Annotated in this window: 11 protein-coding genes; 3 read left to right on the top strand and 8 right to left on the bottom strand. The window is 74.0% G+C overall.

The genetic code is table 11. From position 1 onward, the window contains the following. Window positions 1-36: 36 nt before the first annotated feature. The 6 genes from IQ279_RS25205 to IQ279_RS25180 all read right to left on the bottom strand — a co-directional run bounded on the left by IQ279_RS25205 (window position 37) and on the right by IQ279_RS25180 (window position 8,236). Window positions 37-720 carry a DUF5825 family protein gene (locus IQ279_RS25205; protein WP_372445233.1) on the bottom strand — a complete coding sequence of 228 codons (684 nt, stop codon included), beginning with the start codon at window positions 718-720 and terminating at the stop codon, window positions 37-39. A gap of 78 nt (window positions 721-798) precedes the next feature. Further along, on the bottom strand, window positions 799-2,736 hold the full coding sequence (locus IQ279_RS25200) for a RiPP maturation radical SAM C-methyltransferase (protein WP_206351618.1): 1,938 nt from the start codon (window positions 2,734-2,736) through the stop codon (window positions 799-801). A 222-nt stretch (window positions 2,737-2,958) separates the two neighbouring features. Beyond that, window positions 2,959-4,857, bottom strand: a complete 1,899-nt coding sequence (locus tag IQ279_RS25195) for a S9 family peptidase (protein WP_307792535.1) — start codon at window positions 4,855-4,857, stop codon at window positions 2,959-2,961. Then, window positions 4,854-6,155, bottom strand: coding sequence for an MFS transporter (locus tag IQ279_RS25190; RefSeq protein WP_307792534.1), 1,302 nt, complete (start codon window positions 6,153-6,155; stop codon window positions 4,854-4,856). The genes IQ279_RS25195 and IQ279_RS25190 overlap by 4 nt, the downstream gene beginning before the upstream one ends. A 379-nt stretch (window positions 6,156-6,534) precedes the next feature. After that, entirely contained in the window at window positions 6,535-7,749 is a 1,215-nt protein-coding gene (locus IQ279_RS25185) for an acyl-CoA dehydrogenase family protein (protein WP_206351616.1), read from the bottom strand. Window positions 7,750-7,765: 16 nt separating this feature from the next. Beyond that, window positions 7,766-8,236, bottom strand: a complete 471-nt coding sequence (locus IQ279_RS25180; RefSeq protein ID WP_206351615.1) for an SCP2 sterol-binding domain-containing protein — start codon at window positions 8,234-8,236, stop codon at window positions 7,766-7,768. Window positions 8,237-8,316: 80 nt separating this feature from the next. Between IQ279_RS25180 and IQ279_RS25175 the strand changes: the two genes are divergently transcribed. Continuing rightward, window positions 8,317-9,054, top strand: a complete 738-nt coding sequence (locus IQ279_RS25175) for a TetR/AcrR family transcriptional regulator (protein ID WP_206351614.1) — start codon at window positions 8,317-8,319, stop codon at window positions 9,052-9,054. Here IQ279_RS25175 and IQ279_RS25170 read toward each other — a convergent pair. Beyond that, window positions 9,040-10,017 (bottom strand): MaoC family dehydratase, encoded by a 978-nt coding sequence (locus IQ279_RS25170; protein ID WP_307792533.1) that lies wholly within the window; start codon window positions 10,015-10,017, stop codon window positions 9,040-9,042. The genes IQ279_RS25175 and IQ279_RS25170 overlap by 15 nt on opposite strands. 6 nt (window positions 10,018-10,023) lie before the next feature. Beyond that, on the bottom strand, window positions 10,024-11,382 hold the full coding sequence (locus IQ279_RS25165) for a 3-oxoacyl-ACP reductase (RefSeq protein ID WP_206351613.1): 1,359 nt from the start codon (window positions 11,380-11,382) through the stop codon (window positions 10,024-10,026). Window positions 11,383-11,456: 74 nt separating this feature from the next. On the opposite strand from IQ279_RS25165, the gene IQ279_RS25160 reads away from it, so the two are divergent. Together IQ279_RS25160 and IQ279_RS25155 are read left to right on the top strand one after the other, a co-directional pair. Further along, window positions 11,457-12,773 (top strand): acetyl-CoA C-acetyltransferase, encoded by a 1,317-nt coding sequence (locus IQ279_RS25160; protein ID WP_206351612.1) that lies wholly within the window; start codon window positions 11,457-11,459, stop codon window positions 12,771-12,773. Between the two features lie 224 nt (window positions 12,774-12,997). After that, window positions 12,998-14,917: an AMP-dependent synthetase/ligase gene (locus IQ279_RS25155; RefSeq protein ID WP_206351611.1), complete on the top strand. Its 1,920-nt coding sequence runs from the start codon at window positions 12,998-13,000 to the stop codon at window positions 14,915-14,917. The last annotated feature ends 66 nt before the right edge of the window (window positions 14,918-14,983 follow it).

Below are 14,983 nucleotides of genomic sequence, written 5' to 3'. Positions count from 1 at the left end.
AAGGCCTCAAGGACTCAAGGCCTCAACGACGTGACGTCAGATCGCCATGGCCTCCTGGATCCACCGCCGCACCCGGTAGGGCAGCCACAGCGCCAGGGGCCCCACATCGGCCACCAGGCGCTCCTCGCGGAACTCCGCCAGGACCGGCGCGGGCACGTCACCGGGGCGGGCGCCGTAGGCGAGCGCGGTGATGGCCGCGTGGTACTCGGGCCCGTCGGCGGTGAAGCGGCGCAGGTCCCCCCAGCGGCGGTCGCGTATCTGCACGAAACCCGGGCCCTGCCGCCACAGGCACTTGCACAGGTAGTGCCCCTCGCGCCATCGGGCCAGCGCACCGGCCGAGTCTTCCGGCCCCTCCAACCCGGCGGGCGGCTGGAGGTGCCCCAGGAGCTCCCAGCCGCCGGAGGGCTCCGGGGCCAGCCGCAGCCGCCACTCGACGAACACCGCGCGTGCGGTGAGGTCGCGCACCAGGCACAGATCGCGGACGGCGCGAGCCGCGGCACCGGGATCACCGGTGGCTGCGAGGTCCACCGTGCGAGGCAGCCGCACCCTGCGGGCGCCCGACTCCCACAGCCGGTCCACCGCGGCCGCGACCGAATCCTCGATCCGTACGTCGCCCAGGCGCATGCCGGGCAGCGCGCACGCCCGCGGGTCGTAGTCGCGCCAGGCGGTGACGGTCAGCGGCGCCGGGCCGCCGGGGTGTTCCGTGATCGTCGTGCTCACTCGTGCCCTCTCTCTCGTTCGCCCGCCCGGCCGGTGGCCGGCGGTCTGTGATCCGGTCCTCGGCGGCTCGCGGAACCCTCAGACACCGGCCGTCGGCCGCGCCGCCGGTGTGGGGCCGCCCTCCCGCGGGGCTGCGTGCAGATGGCGCATGAAGTCCAGCCTCAGCAGGTCCTCGTTGACCGCCGCGGGGGCCACATGGACGTACTGGCCGCCCTCGGCGAAGACCAGGCCCAGCTCCACCCAGCGCTCCAGCAGCTCCGCCACGGTGTCCCCCTCCACGGCGTACCGCAGCCGGGCGGTGAGCTTGCGGGTGAGGGCCGCGGGGGCGTGCGGCTGGTCCAGCAGCCGGAAGGCCGCGATCTCCAGCGGATCGGTCAGCTCCAGCGCACCCCAGTCGAACAGCCTCCGGCGGCTGACCAGCACGATCCGGTCCCCCAGGTCGGCGTGGGTGAGCCTGCTGTCGGCATGGGCCTTCTTCCAGGCGGCCAGCGCCTCGTTGAGCGACTTCACGGTCTCCTCCCCAATGCCGCGCGCCGGGGCCTCGAACACATAGGCCAGGTCGTACAGCTCCTCCTCGGGCAGGTCGTAGGTGAAGCGGTAGTGCTCCTCGGCGCGCAGGCCGGAGAAGCCGAGCTCGGGGCGGGTGAAGTACGGGCTGAAACGCTCGATGGCGATGCGGGCGGACAGGTCGACCGGTGGGTTGAGATGTTCCAGCGCCGGTATCTGGGCGATGACCCCCTCGTAGTCGGCGGCCGTCTCGCCGGGGAAGCCGTGGAGGTAGTTCCAGGAGACCGACAGGCCGGTCTCGGCGCCGTCCCGCAGCATCCGGACGTTCTGGCAGCCGCTGACCCCCTTGTCCATCAGCCCCAGCACACGGCTGTTGAGGCTCTCGATGCCCGGCTGGACGTAGATCAGGCCCGCGTCCGCGAGGGTGCGCAGCTGGGAGCGGCGCATGTTCGCCTTGATCTCGATGTGCAGCCGCAGGTCGTACCCGCTGTCGATGATGCGGGGCAGCACCGTGTTGAGGTAGCCCATGTCGAGGATGTTGTCGACGACGTACATGTCCAGCACCCGGTGCCGGCGGGCCAGTTCCATGATCTCGTCGTGGAAGACCTCCGGGCTCTTGCTGCGGAACTGCATGAACGAGCCGTTCAGCCCGCAGAAGGTGCAGTGGTGCTTCTCGCCCCACCAGCAGCCGCGGGCCCCCTCGACGACGAGCTTGGGCTCCACCCAGTTGCGGGCCACGGAGGCGGCCAGCCGCTCGAAGTAGCCGGTGTAGTCGGGCGGCAGGATGGCGGACGGGGGCATCGGGGAGGTGCTCATCGGGTTGACGGTGGCGGCCTTGTCCGCCCCACGGTGGCACAGCCCCGGTATGTCCGACAGGCCGGCGCCCTCGGCGCCCTCGGCCAGTGCCGTCAGCAGCCGGGGGAAGGCCACCTCGCCCTCGCCGCGCACCACGTGGTCCACGAAGGTGAAGTTGCGGTGGACGGCGGCGCCCTGCTCGGCGTCGCAGTTGGCGCCGCCCATGACGGTCACGATGTGCGGGGCCAGCAGCTTGACCTGCCGGGCGGCGGCCAGCGCGGCGGTGTTCTGCTGGAAGGTGGAGGTGAAGCCGACCACGTCCGGTTCGTACGCCACGATCCGCTCGGCGGTCTCCCGGACGAACTCCGGCGCGATCCGGTGCAGCTCCCGTGTCAGCCGCAGACGGGAGGGGCGCAGCTTTCCGCTCATCACGGCGGTGAACTCCTCGGTCCGCCACTCGGGGTCGTCGTAGAGCGCGGAGGAGAACACCCAGTCGCCGCATCCCATGAAGTAGGAGGAAAGGGCGTAGTACTCGTAGTCGTCCCCGGTGAACTCCATGCGGCGGGTGATCCAGTCGGTGAACTCCAGGTTGGCGTGCAGCACCTCGGCCCGGCCGCCGGGAACCCGCTCGTCCACGCTGCGCTTGAGGATGCCGAGCGCCAGGGACGGCAGATCGATCGGTGACCAGGGCATGTTGACCAGCAGGACGCGCATGGCGGACTCCTCGGTACGGAAGATGTGGCCGGGGGCGGGCGGCGGCGAGGGCAGGTGGCCGCCCGGCCCGGCGTCGAGGGCCGGGCCGGGCGGTGAGGAGTCACTCCTCCTCGGTGTCCTCCGCGTTGCGGAACGGGATGGTGACGGTGATGCCGACGGAGGGCTTGCGGTTCTCCTCGTCGCCCGCGAGCGGGTCGTTGTTGATGACGTCCTTCTGCATGGCTACCTCCTCTCGTGGTCCACTCGGTCCCCGGCCGCCGGTGCCGGCGGCCGGCCCTGCCCCCGCCCCGGCCGGGGCGGGGAGTCGTGATCGCGGCCGGTCGCCCGGCCGGCGCCGCGCAGCTCCCGGTCCAGAAAGCCCAGGGCCCCGCGCAGCACGGCGACGTGGTCGCCGCCGAGGTAGCCGTCGTGGCCGGAGTCCAGCCACATCTCCTCGTGACGCACCCCCGAGGCGCGCAGCGCCGCCAGATACGTGCGCACCTGCTCCGGCGGGCACTTGACGTCGTGGAGGGCCGCGGCCATCAGCAGCGGCGCCCGCACCCGGTGCGCGTAGTGGACGGGGGAGCTGCGTGCGTAGAGCCCGGGCACCTGCTCGGGGGTGCCCCCGAACAGCGCCTCGTCCAGGGCGCGCAGGGCCGGCGTACCGGTGCGGTGGGCGGTGGCGCAGTCGGCCAGCGGTTTGACGGCCACCCCCGCGTGCCACAGGCCGGGCCGGGTGCCCAGCGCCAGCAGGACGAGATAGCCGCCCCAGGAGGTGCCCCACAGGCCCACCGCGCCGGGGTCTGCCAGCCCGCGCGCCAGTACGTCGGCCCGGACGGAGACGAGGTCGGCGACCTGGGTCAGGCCCACCCCCTGGCCGTACGCCGTGCGCCAGCGGGGCCCGTAGCCGGTGGAGCCGCGGTAGTTGACCCGGGCCACGGCGAAGCCGGAGGCGACCAGCGAGTGCACGGTCGGGTCGTAGGCGTCCCGGTCGTGGTCGGCGGGGCCGCCGTGGACGAGCATCACCAGCGGCGGACGGACGGCGGGGCGCTCGGGGAGACTGAGCAGGGTGTGGACCTCCCCGTCCGGCCCGGGCGTCCACAGTTCGGTGTGCCGTCCGGGCACCCGGACGGCGGGTGCCTCCGCGGCCGGAGGCGGGGCGCCGGAGGCGGAACGGGCGTGCGGCGGGGTGGCGGTGTCGGTCCACAGGTAGTGCACGTCCCCGTCCGGCCGGGGCACGGCGTCCAGGACACTGCCGCGGGGCACCGGCACGGGGGTCAGGGCCTGCCGGTCCAGGTCGGCGGTGAACAGCAGGCTGCGGCCGTGGCGGTCCTGGCGCACCAGGAACCGGCGCCCCCGGGGGTGCCAGCGGGCGGTGATCTCGGTGTCGAAGGCGCACCACGGGTGCGGGCGCACTCCGTCTCCGGTGCGCCAGGTGGCGGTCCGGTAGCGGTCGCCGTCCTGCCGCACCAGCAGCAGCTCCGCCCCGCCGTCTTCACCACCGCCGGGGGAGGCGGGGGCGGTGGGGGCGAAACCCAGTGCCCACAGTCCGCCGCCCCGGCCGGACAGCTCCGCCACCGTCCCGCCGGATGCGGTGTGGACACTGACGGCCCGCTCGGAGGAGGCCGAGCGGGTGACGGCCAGCAGCCGGCCGTCCGGGGAGAGCCCGCACAGGACCGCGTGCCCCTCCGTCCGCAGAACCGGCCGGCCCGGGCCGCCGCGCCGGCCGAGGTGGACGGTCAGACCGTTTCCGTCGCCGAGTCCGACGGCGACCGTTGCGCCGGCGCCGACGGCCAGCCCGCGCGGGGTCCCGGCGGGCAGACCGGTCAGGCCGGGCCGTACGGGACCGCCGTGGAAGTCCTGGTGGAGCCAGCGGCCGCGCCCGGTCTCGTCCTCGTCGAACCACCAGACGGCGGCGTCGGCGTCGATGGCGCAGTGCAGGGTGCCGCGAGGGCGGTCGGTGACCTGCCGGGTGCGGCCGGTGCGGGTGTCGAGGGCGAAGACCTCGCAGCGGCCGCCGGCGTCGCCGGTGAGCACCATCAGCGCCGGGTCACGGGGGCAGACCTCCGGCAGCACCGGCCGGTAGACGCGGTAGCCGGGTGCGGGACGGTCCGCGTCCGGCGCGGAGGAGGCCGTGTTCACAGCGCCTCCTTCACTGTCGCGGCCGGCCCGGGCAGGGGTGCGGACAGGACGCCGCGGGCCACCGCCAGCGTGGTGCCCGCGGCGAGCACGGCCAGCAGTACCGCGCACCCCGCGATCGTCGGCGCGGGCCCGGCCCGGTCCACGGCTGCCCCGGCGGCCGGCGGCGCCACCGCCGCGGCGATGCCCGCCGCGGTGGCCAGCGCCGTCCCCGTGCGGGCCTGCAACTCGGGCGGAGTCACCCGCAGCGCCCGGGTCTGGAGTACCACCACGGCGGCCGGGACCAGCAGGGAGACGACGCCGAACAGCGGCCCGTACGACCATGGGCCGCTTACGGCCGCCAGTGCGGCGGCGGGCGCCACCACCAGCCAGGAGACCGCCACCAGCGTCCGCGGCGCGGTCAGCCGCCGGACCACGGCGGGTGCGGCCAGTGCCCCGGCGAGGCCCGCGGCGCCCGCGACGGAGAACACCAGCCCCACGGCGGCCGGGCCCCGCCCGCCGTCCTGGAGGGCGAAGACGACCGTGTAGTGGAGCGCGACCAGCAGTCCGCCGGCTGCGGCCGTCCACACCAGCACCAGGCGCAGTACGGGGGAGCGCAGGACCAGGGCGAGACCCGCACCCGCCTCGGAGGCGAAGGCCGCCCAACGGGCCCGTGAAGGGCGCTCGTCCCGTCCGGCCCTCCCCGCCGGGGCGAGGTCCGAGCGCATGCCGCGCACACACAGCGCGGCGACGAGGTAGGACAGGGCGTCCGCCAGGAACGGCAGCCACCGGCCGGCCTGGTAGAGCAGTCCGCCCAGCAGCGGTCCCAGCACCAGGGCGCCCTGCTCGCCGGCCTGGAGCCGCGAGACCACCCTCGGATGGTCGTCCGCGGGGCAGACCAGGGCCACGGCGCCGCGGGCCGCCGCCTCCTGGCAGGCGGTCGCGACGCGCTCGACGAGGACCGCGGCGAACAGGTGCGCCGGATGGAGCGAGCCCAGGGCCAGGGCCGCGGCGAGCGACCCCAGCGCGGCGGCGGACACCGCGGCGCAGAGGATCATCACGCGGCGGCGGGCGCCCCGGTCGGCGGGCACGGCGGCGAACGGGCCCAGCAGCAGCCCCAGTGCGGTGGAGGCCCCCGCGACGGCTCCGACGAGTACGGGGGAGTACCCCAGGCCCAGCAGGAGCAGGGGGAGGGCGAGGCCGGAGATCTGGGTGCCCAGGGCGTCGGTGCTGTTGGCCCACCACAGCAGCCGTACGTCGCGGCGCGGGGCGGAAGCCCGGTGGCCGCCGGCCTCCGGGCCGGCGGGCGTGGTCCGCCTCACCGGCCGGACCGGGGGCGCGGCGCGGGAAGCGGGGCGGGAAGCGACGCGGAGAGCCGTGCGGAGAGCAGTACGGAAAGCAGTGCGCCCAAACGGATCAACGTGGATAAAACGCTCGTCTTCCGTGATGCCGGTGCTCTTTCCACGCGCAGTCCCTCCACTCGATCTCCACGTGGTGTCCGTGAAGGTTGGATCCGATGGTCGACATGCGAAGAAAACGTGTGCGAATCGCAGCGGGCGGGAGTCTAGCCGCGGAGTGACATGAGTCACAAGAGACCTGTGGGAAAGGCGAGTTGGGGCCGCGGAACGGAACGCGTCCATCCGCGTCCCGGGTGAACGGGAATGCGGACGGACGATGCGGTGGAGAGGCGGGGGGACCGGGTCAGCGGATGTGGCGGCCGGAGACCGCGCGGGCGATCACCAGGCGCTGGATCTCGCTGGTGCCCTCGAAGATGGTGTAGATCTTGGCGTCCCGGTACATCCGCTCCACCGGATGCTCCCGGCTGTACCCGGCGCCGCCGAGGACCTGTACGGCCTTCTCGGAGGCGGCGACGGCCAGTTCACCGGCGCGCAGTTTGGACATCGAGCCCTGGGCCGCGTCGAAGGCGCGGTTGTTGCGGGCCATCCAGGCCGCCTGCCAGATCAGCAGGCGGACGGCCTCGATCTCGGTCCGCAGGTCGGCCAGGGCGAAGGCGACGGCCTGGTTCTCGACGACGGGGCGGCCGAAGGCGACGCGGCCGCCCGCGTACTCCAGGGCGTACTCGTAGGCGGCGCGCGCGATGCCGAGCGCCTGCGCGCCCACGGTGGGCCGGCTCACCTCGAAGGTCGCCATGGCGGCCTGCCCCTTGGCCCGTCCGCCCTCGCGGGCGCGGGCCAGGCGCGCCTCCAGCTTCTCCCCGCCGCCCAGCAGGCAGTGGCCCGGCACCCGCACCTCGTCCAGGAAGACGTCGGCGGTGTGCGACGCCCGCAGGCCCAGCTTCCTGATCTTGCGGCCGCCCTCCAGGCCGGGTGTGCCGGGCGGGACGATGAACGCCGCCTGGCCGCGCGCGCCGAGCTCCGGCTCCACCGAGGCCACCACCACGTGCACGTTGGCGATGCCGCCGTTGGTGATCCAGGCCTTCTGGCCGCTGATCACCCACTCGTCCCTCGCCTCGTCGTACCGGGCGCGGGTGCGCATGGCCGAGACGTCGGAGCCGGCCTCGGGCTCGGAGACGCAGAAGGCCGCCACCTTGGGGTCGTCCTCGTCGCCGAAGCACTGCGGAACCCATTCGGCGAGCTGGTCGGGGGTGCCTGCGGAGAAGATGCCCGCCACCGCCAGCGAGGTGCCGAACAGGGCCATGCCGATGCCGGCGTCGCCCCAGAACAGCTCCTCGTTGGCGATCTGGAGGGACAGGCCCGAGGGGTCGCCGTACATGTCGGCCAGGGACTCGAAGCCGTACAGGCCGATCCTCGCCGCCTCCCGTATGACGGGCCAGGGAGTCTCCTCCCGCTCGTCCCACTCGGAGGCGGCCGGGCGCACGACGTCTGCGGCGAAGCCGTGCACCCACTCGCGCAGGTCGCTCTGCTCCTCGGTGAGGTCGAGGCAGAAACCGCTCATGGTCCGCGTCCGCTCCTCAGGCCTTGGGGATGTCGAAGTAGCGGGTCAGGCCGGAGGCCAGGCCGATGTCGCCGGCCAGCTTCAGCCTGCGCGTCATGAACATCGTCACGGGGCTGGCGTTGCCGGAGACGAGCCTGAGGAACTCGGCGTCGCCCATGGTCAGTGTCACGCGCGGGTCGGTCTCGCCGCGACTCTCGCGGACGGTGCAGGTGCCGCCGGCGATGGCGATCTCGCGGACGACCTCACTCTCCCCGGTGACCTTCCAGCGGATCACGGCGTCCAGTGATCCGGCCCGCTCGGGACGGAACTGCCGCTCCATGCGCCGGAAGACCTCACCCAGCACGCGCATTCGCAGTTCGCCGCGCATGATCCCGTCGATCTCCTTGTTGGACAGGCCCTTGACGATCCGCGCGAACTCCTCGGGGGAGACGGTGGTGAAGTCGAGGGCGGCGAGGTCGGCCGGCTCCCGGCTGACGCCGTTGGTCATGGGGTTCCCCTTCACTCTTCTTACTCAAGAGTAAATTTACTGGTGAGTAAGATTACGGCGGGGTAGGTAGGCTGGCAAGGGTGAGCGGCGAACGCAGGCGACGGGTGCCCCGGAGAATCCGGGAACAGCAGATCATCGACGTGGCGGTCCAGGTCTTCGCCAGGCGCGGATACCACCCCGCCTCGGTGGACGAGATCGCCGAACTGGCGGGCATCTCCAAGCCGATGGTCTACCTCTACCTCGACTCCAAGGAGGGCCTGTTCCTGGCCTGCCTGCGCCGCGAGGCCGAGCGGCTGGTGGCGGCCTTCCAGGGCGCGGCGCGCGATGTGCGCACCCCGGAACTGCGGCTGTGGGCGGGGCTGTCGGCGTTCTTCGCCTTCGTGGCCGAGCACCGCGACAGCTGGGTCGTCCTCCACCGCCAGGCGTCGCAGCTCAGCGAGGCCATCACCGCCGAGGTCGCGCAGGCCCGCCGCGCGGTCATGGCCGAGGTCGCGGGCCTGGTCCGGGACGGGATCGGCGAGGCACCCGGGCCGGTCCCGGTCGCCGACGAGGAGGCCGACTTCGTGGCCCACGCGCTGGTGGGGGCGGCGGACTCGCTCACCGACTGGATGGAGCGCCACCCCGGGGAGTCCCCCGAGCGGGTCACCCGGCGCCTGATGAACATGGTGTGGGTGGGCATGCGCAACGTACTGGCCGGGGAGGTCTGGGCGCCCCCGGCGGATTCCGGCGTCCCGGGCCCGGCCGCGTCCGCCGGGACACCGGGAACGTCCGGGGCGCCGCGGGCGCCGGCGGACCCGGATCGCTCAGTCCAGGGCTGAGACCTCGCCGCGCAGGTGCTCGCGCCCCGTGCCGCCGTCACCGCGCAGCCCGAAGTCCCACAGCACACCGGTGCCGGCGGACGCGGCCGGGCCCGTGGCACGGAAGCGCACCGCCGAGGGCAGCGGGACCGGGGCCCGGAAGGAGACGTCCAGCCGGCAGGCGCCGGGCAGATGCTCCTCCAGTGCCGCCAGGCAGCGGGCCTTGGTCCACATGCCGTGCGCGATGGCGCGCGGGAAGCCGAACAGCCTCGCGGTGAGCGGGTGCAGATGGATCGGGTTGCGGTCGCCGGAGACGGCGGCGTACGCGCGTCCCGCCGGGCCGGGCACCTCCCAGCGCTCCTCCAGCAGCGGCCCGCCCGGCCCGCCCGGAGTGCCCGCACCGCCGGACGCGGCCTTGCCGGAGCGGGCCCCTGCGCCCGGCGGGGGACCGGCCGCCGCGCGCCCCCGGCGCAGATACGTGCTGACCGACCGCCACACCGTGCGGGCGCCGTCGTCGGCCTCGGCCGTCACGTCGAAGGCGGTCCCCTTCGGGTGCGGCCGCAGATCCCCGGCCCACACCCGGTAGGTGAGCCGCTCCCCGGCCTCGACCGGCCTGTGCCGGTCGATCCGGTTGGCGATGTGCACCAGCCCGAGCAGCGGCAGCGGGAAGTCCCGCCGGGTCATCAGCGACATCGCCAGCGGGAAGGCGACGATGTGCGGGTAGGTCACGGGCAGCCGGGCGGCGCCGGCGAAGCCGCAGACCTCGGCGTAGCGGCGCAGCCGCTCCGGGTCGGCCGCGACATCGCGCAGCACCAGCCGCCGCGCCGGCAGCGGACGGCCCCGCGTACCGCCGGACCTGGGCAGCACCGCGCGGACGTACAGCCCGGCCGTGCCCGGGGCGGACGGCAACTCCAGCGTCTCCGGCTCCCCGTGACCGGCGCCCCCCGCGCCTCCGGCACCCTCCGTGCCCTTCACGTCCTCCACGCCCCCTCACGCTCCCAGCAGGGACTGGCCGCACACCCGCAGCACCTGGCCACTGACCCCGCCGCTGCCGGGCGAGGCGAGATAGGCGACGGCCTCGGCCACGTCGACGGGCTGCCCGCCCTGCTTCATGCTGTTCATGCGGCGGCCCGCCTCCCTCACGAACAGGGGCACCGCCGCCGTCATCCTCGTCTCGATGAAGCCCGGGGCCACCGCGTTGACGGTGACGCCGCGTCCGGCCACGGCCGGGGCGAGGGCCTGCACCAGCCCGATCAGACCGGCCTTGCTCGCCGCGTAGTTGGTCTGCCCGACGTTGCCCGCGATGCCGCTGATGGAGGAGGTGCACACGATCCGGCCGCCCTCGCGCAGCACCGGCTCCCCGGATTCCCGGGGCTCCAGCAGGCGTTCGGTCAGGTGCTCCACCGCGGTGAGGTTGACCGCGATCACCGAGTCCCACTTCGCGGCGTCCATCCGGCCCAGGGTCTTGTCGCGGGTGATGCCAGCGTTGTGCACCACGACGTCCACGCCGCCGCGGCTCTCGCCCAGGTGCTCCGCCAGGTCGTCGGCGGCCCCGTCGGCGGTGATGTCCAGCTCCAGCGCGTCCCCGCCGATCCTCCCGGCCAGCTCGCGCAGCTCCCCGCCCTGGCCGGGCACGTCCAGGCAGACCACCGTCGCCCCGTCCCGGGCCAGGGTCCTCGCCACCACCGCCCCGATGCCGCGCGCCGCTCCGGTGACCACGGCCGTCCTGCCGTCCAGCGGGCGCTCCCAGTCGGCGGGCGCGGCACCTCCCGCGACCGGTTCCCCGATCCGCAGCACCTGGCCGGAGACGTAGGCGGAACGGGCCGAGAGCGCGAAGCGCAGCGTGGACTCCACCGCGTCCTCCGCCCCGGGCGCGACGAGCAGCAGGTGCGCGGTCGCCCCGCGCCGCAGCTCCTTGCCGACCGAGCGCACGAAGCCCTCCAGCGCCCGCTGGGCGGCGGCCTGCCGCACCCCGCCGGCCGCCTCGGGCGGGGTGCCCAGGACCACCACCCGGCCGCAGGGGGCCAGCGAGCGGATCCGCGGGTGGAAGAAGTCGTGCAGTGCGCGCAGCCCGCCGCTGCCGTCGATGCCGGTGGCGTCGAAGACCAGTGCGGCGGGGGCGTCCTGCGAACCGGAGGAGCCGCCGGAAGCGCCCGGCAGCGCGGCCACCAGCTCGCGCAGCGGCCCGGTCAGCCTGCCGCCCCCGGCGCCGTCCACGACCACCGGGCCGGACAGGACGGGGCGGCCCGGACGGTGGCGCTCCAGGATCTCCGGGCGCGGCAGCCCCAGTCGACGGGCCAGGAGCGCCCCGGGCCCGGAGGCCGTCAGTTTCTGGTAGCGATCCACCATTGATTTCTCCTTACGCATGAGTAAGTTTACTCCGAAGTAAGTAGAGGGGTTTCCTACCACAAGGAGTGGTGGCCATGGCAACGGCCGTCCGCCGCGTCGCGATCGTCGGCAGCAACCGCATCCCCTTCGCCCGGGCGGACGGGCCCTACGCCACCGCCTCCAACCAGGAGATGCTCTCCGCCGCCCTGGCCGGCCTGATCGAGCGCCACGGCCTGCGCGGCGAGGTGCTGGGGGAGTTCGCCGCGGGAGCGGTCCTCAAGCACAGCCGGGACTTCAACCTCGCCCGGGAGGTCGTCCTCGGCAGCACGCTGGACCACCGCACCCCCGCCTACGACGTCCAGCAGGCCTGCGGAACGGGCCTGGAGACCGTCATCCTCGTGGCCAACAAGATCGCCCTGGGGCAGATCGAGTGCGGGGTCGCCGGCGGTGTGGACACCGCCAGCGACGCACCGCTGGGCGTCAACGACGACCTGCGGAAACTGCTACTCAAGGCCCGCCGGGCCCGCTCCCTGCACCAGCGCCTGGGCGCCCTGGCCGGTCTGCGCCCCGGGCACGCCGTCCCCGACGTCCCCCGCAACGCCGAGCCGCGCACCGGCCTGTCGATGGGCGAGCACGCCGCCCGCACCGCCGCCGAGTGGGGCATAGCCCGCGCCGACCAGGACGCCCTGGCCGCCACCAGTCACCGGCGTCTGGCCGCCGCCTACGAGCGCGGCTTCCTCGACGACCTGGTCACCCCCTTCCGGGGCCTGGAGCGGGACCAGAACCTGCGCCCGGACAGCACGCCGGAGAAACTCGCCCGCCTCAAGCCGGTGTTCGGCGAGGGCGAGGGGGCCACCATGACCGCCGGCAACTCCACCCCGCTGTCCGACGGCGCCTCCACCGTGCTGCTGGCGAGCGAGGAGTGGGCCGCCGAGCGTGGCCTGCCGGTGCTGGCCCACCTCACCCACTCCCGCGCCGCCGCCGTCGACTTCGCAGGCGGCTCCGACGGGCTGCTCATGGCTCCGGCGTACGCCGTGCCGAAGCTGCTCCAGAGCGCCGGGCTGAAGCTGGGCGACCTCGATCTGTACGAGATCCACGAGGCGTTCGCCTCCCAGGTCCTGGCCACCCTCGCCGCCTGGGAGGACGAGGACTTCTGCGTCCGCCGCCTGGGCCTGCCCGGCCCGCTGGGCACCGTCGACCGCGACCGGCTCAACGTCGCCGGCTCCTCCCTCGCCGCCGGACACCCCTTCGCCGCCACCGGCGGCCGGATCGTGGGCACCCTCGCCAAGCTGCTCCACGAGAAGGCCGCCGAACGCGGCGGGCCCGGGGACGGAGGGGAGCCGACCGTACGCGGCCTGATATCGATCTGCGCCGCGGGCGGACAGGGCGTGACCGCGATCCTCGAACGCTGACCGCCGGGCCCGTACGAGCCGGCGCCCGTACGAGCCGGCGCCCGTACGGGCCCGCCCCTTTCCCCACTCCCTCCCCGGCCCGGCGCCGAGCCCGACGGCACTGGGCCGGACCGGCCCCGCTCCCGACCCGCCCCCGGTCCCCGGACCGAAGCCGTTCCACACCACTCCCACCCACCCCCCACCGGCCAGTGCAGTCCTCCCCACGCCGCGAACAGGAGCCGACCATGGGCGTACGCAAGGACCTGAAGAGGGCGAAGCAGCACAGCGAACTCGCCGACCGCGTGAAGGTGGAGCTGACCTTGGAGGACGGCGCCGTCCGCGAGGCGCGCTCCTCCTGGCGCACCCCGCCGCCCGCCGGCCCGGGCACCACCGCCGACATCCCCTTCACCCGCGCCGAACAGGACCCCGACGCGGTGGTGCTGCGCCGCCGTGAGGCCGGCCGGTGGACCCCGGTCACCGCCGCGGCCTTCGCCCGCGAGGTGAACGCGGTCGCCAAGGGGCTGATCGCCGCCGGACTCCAGACCGGCGACCGGGTCGCGCTGATGTCCCGCACCCGCTACGAGTGGGAGCTGTTCGACTTCGCGATCTGGGCGGCCGGCGGACAGACCGTACCGGTCTACCCCACCTCCTCGGCCGACCAGATCGAGTGGATCCTGCGCGACTCCGGCGCCCGCTTCCTGGTCGTGGAGACCGAGGAGAACGCCGTCACCGCCGCGGCCGCCGCCGTCTCCGTCCCCGAACCGCCGCGCACCTGGCGGATCGAGGCCGGGGCCGTCGACCAACTGTCCGGCCTGGGAAGGGAGGTGGGCGACGAGAAGGTGACCGAACGCCGTGCCGGCCTGACCTCCGACACCGTCGCCACCATCTGCTACACCTCCGGCACCACCGGCCGCCCCAAGGGCTGTGTGCTGACCCACGGCAACCTCCAGGCCGAGGCGTACAACACCGTGCAACTGCTGCACCCGGTCTTCGAGGCGGCCACCGGCAAGGAGGCCTCCACCCTGCTCTTCCTGCCCCTGGCGCACATCCTGGGCCGCACCATCCAGATCGCCTGCCTCCAGGCGCGCATCGAGATCGGCCACTGGCCCAGCATCAAGCCCGACGAACTGCGGCCCGAACTCAAGCGGTTCCGACCCACCTTCCTCGTCGGCGTGCCCTACCTCTTCGAGAAGATCCACGACACCGGGCGCGCCACGGCGGAGAGGATCGGCCGCGGCTCCTCCTTCGAGCGGGCCGACCGCATCGCCGTGCGCTACGGCGAGGCCTTCATGGACGCCTTCCGCGGTGCCGGGACCGGCCCCGGCCTCAAACTCTCCCTCGCCCGGGGCCTGTACGACCTGCTGGTCTACCGGCGCGTCCGCAAGGAGCTCGGCGGCAGGCTCCACTACGCCATCAGCGGCGGCTCCCCCCTGGACCGCCGCCTCAACCTCTTCTTCGCCGCCTGCGGCATCATCGTCTACGAGGGCTACGGCCTCACCGAGACCACCGCCGCCGCCACCCTCGTCCCGCCCCTGGACCCGCGCCCGGGAAAGGTCGGGCAGCCCGTCCCCGGCACCGCCGTACGCATCGCCGACGACGGCGAGGTGCTGATCAGGGGCAGTGTCGTCTTCGCCTCCTACTGGAACAACCCGCAGGCCACCGCCCGGTCCCTGCGGGACGGCTGGTTCGCCACCGGAGACGTCGGCTTCCTGGACGAGGAGGGCTACCTCACCATCACCGGCCGCAAGAAGGACATCATCGTCACCTCCGGCGGCAAGAACGTCTCCCCGGCCGTGCTGGAGGACCGGCTGCGCAGCCGGCCGCCGATCGGTCAGTGCATGGTCGTCGGAGACAACCGGCCCTACGTGGCGGCGCTGATCACCCTCGACCCCGACGCCCTGGAGCACTGGCTGTCGGTGCGCAAGCGCCCCCTCGACACCCCCTTCGCCGAACTGGAGAAGGACCCCGGACTCCTCGCCGACGTCCAGGGCGCCGTGGACTACGCCAACGAGGCGGTCTCCCGGGCGGAGTCGATCCGCCGCTTCACCCTGGTCGAGGGGGAGTTCACCGAGGACAACGGCCTGCTGACCCCGTCGCTGAAGATCAAGCGGCATGCCGTGGCCGCCGCCTGCGCGGACCGGATCGACGCCCTCTACCGGAAGTGAGAGGGGGGCACCGCCATGAGCGACCACCACAGCGACCGCGAACCCGGCCGTGAGACCGAGCGCGCT

Source organism: Streptomyces verrucosisporus (assembly GCF_017114865.1).
Taxonomy (GTDB): domain Bacteria; phylum Actinomycetota; class Actinomycetes; order Streptomycetales; family Streptomycetaceae; genus Streptomyces; species Streptomyces fenghuangensis.
Note: the sequence above shows the minus strand (reverse complement) of the source record. Positions and strands in the feature narration are given on the sequence as shown.

What these genes read in the sequence shown, in the direction of transcription:
- IQ279_RS25185 (WP_206351616.1), bottom strand. Translation starts at nt 7,749, where the DNA reads ATGAGCGGTTTCTGCCTCGACCTCACCGAGGAGCAGAGCGACCTGCGC.
- IQ279_RS25180 (WP_206351615.1), bottom strand. Translation starts at nt 8,236, where the DNA reads ATGACCAACGGCGTCAGCCGGGAGCCGGCCGACCTCGCCGCCCTCGAC.
- IQ279_RS25165 (WP_206351613.1), bottom strand. Translation starts at nt 11,382, where the DNA reads ATGGTGGATCGCTACCAGAAACTGACGGCCTCCGGGCCCGGGGCGCTC.
- IQ279_RS25200 (WP_206351618.1), bottom strand. Translation starts at nt 2,736, where the DNA reads ATGCGCGTCCTGCTGGTCAACATGCCCTGGTCACCGATCGATCTGCCG.
- IQ279_RS25155 (WP_206351611.1), top strand. Translation starts at nt 12,998, where the DNA reads ATGGGCGTACGCAAGGACCTGAAGAGGGCGAAGCAGCACAGCGAACTC.
- IQ279_RS25160 (WP_206351612.1), top strand. Translation starts at nt 11,457, where the DNA reads ATGGCAACGGCCGTCCGCCGCGTCGCGATCGTCGGCAGCAACCGCATC.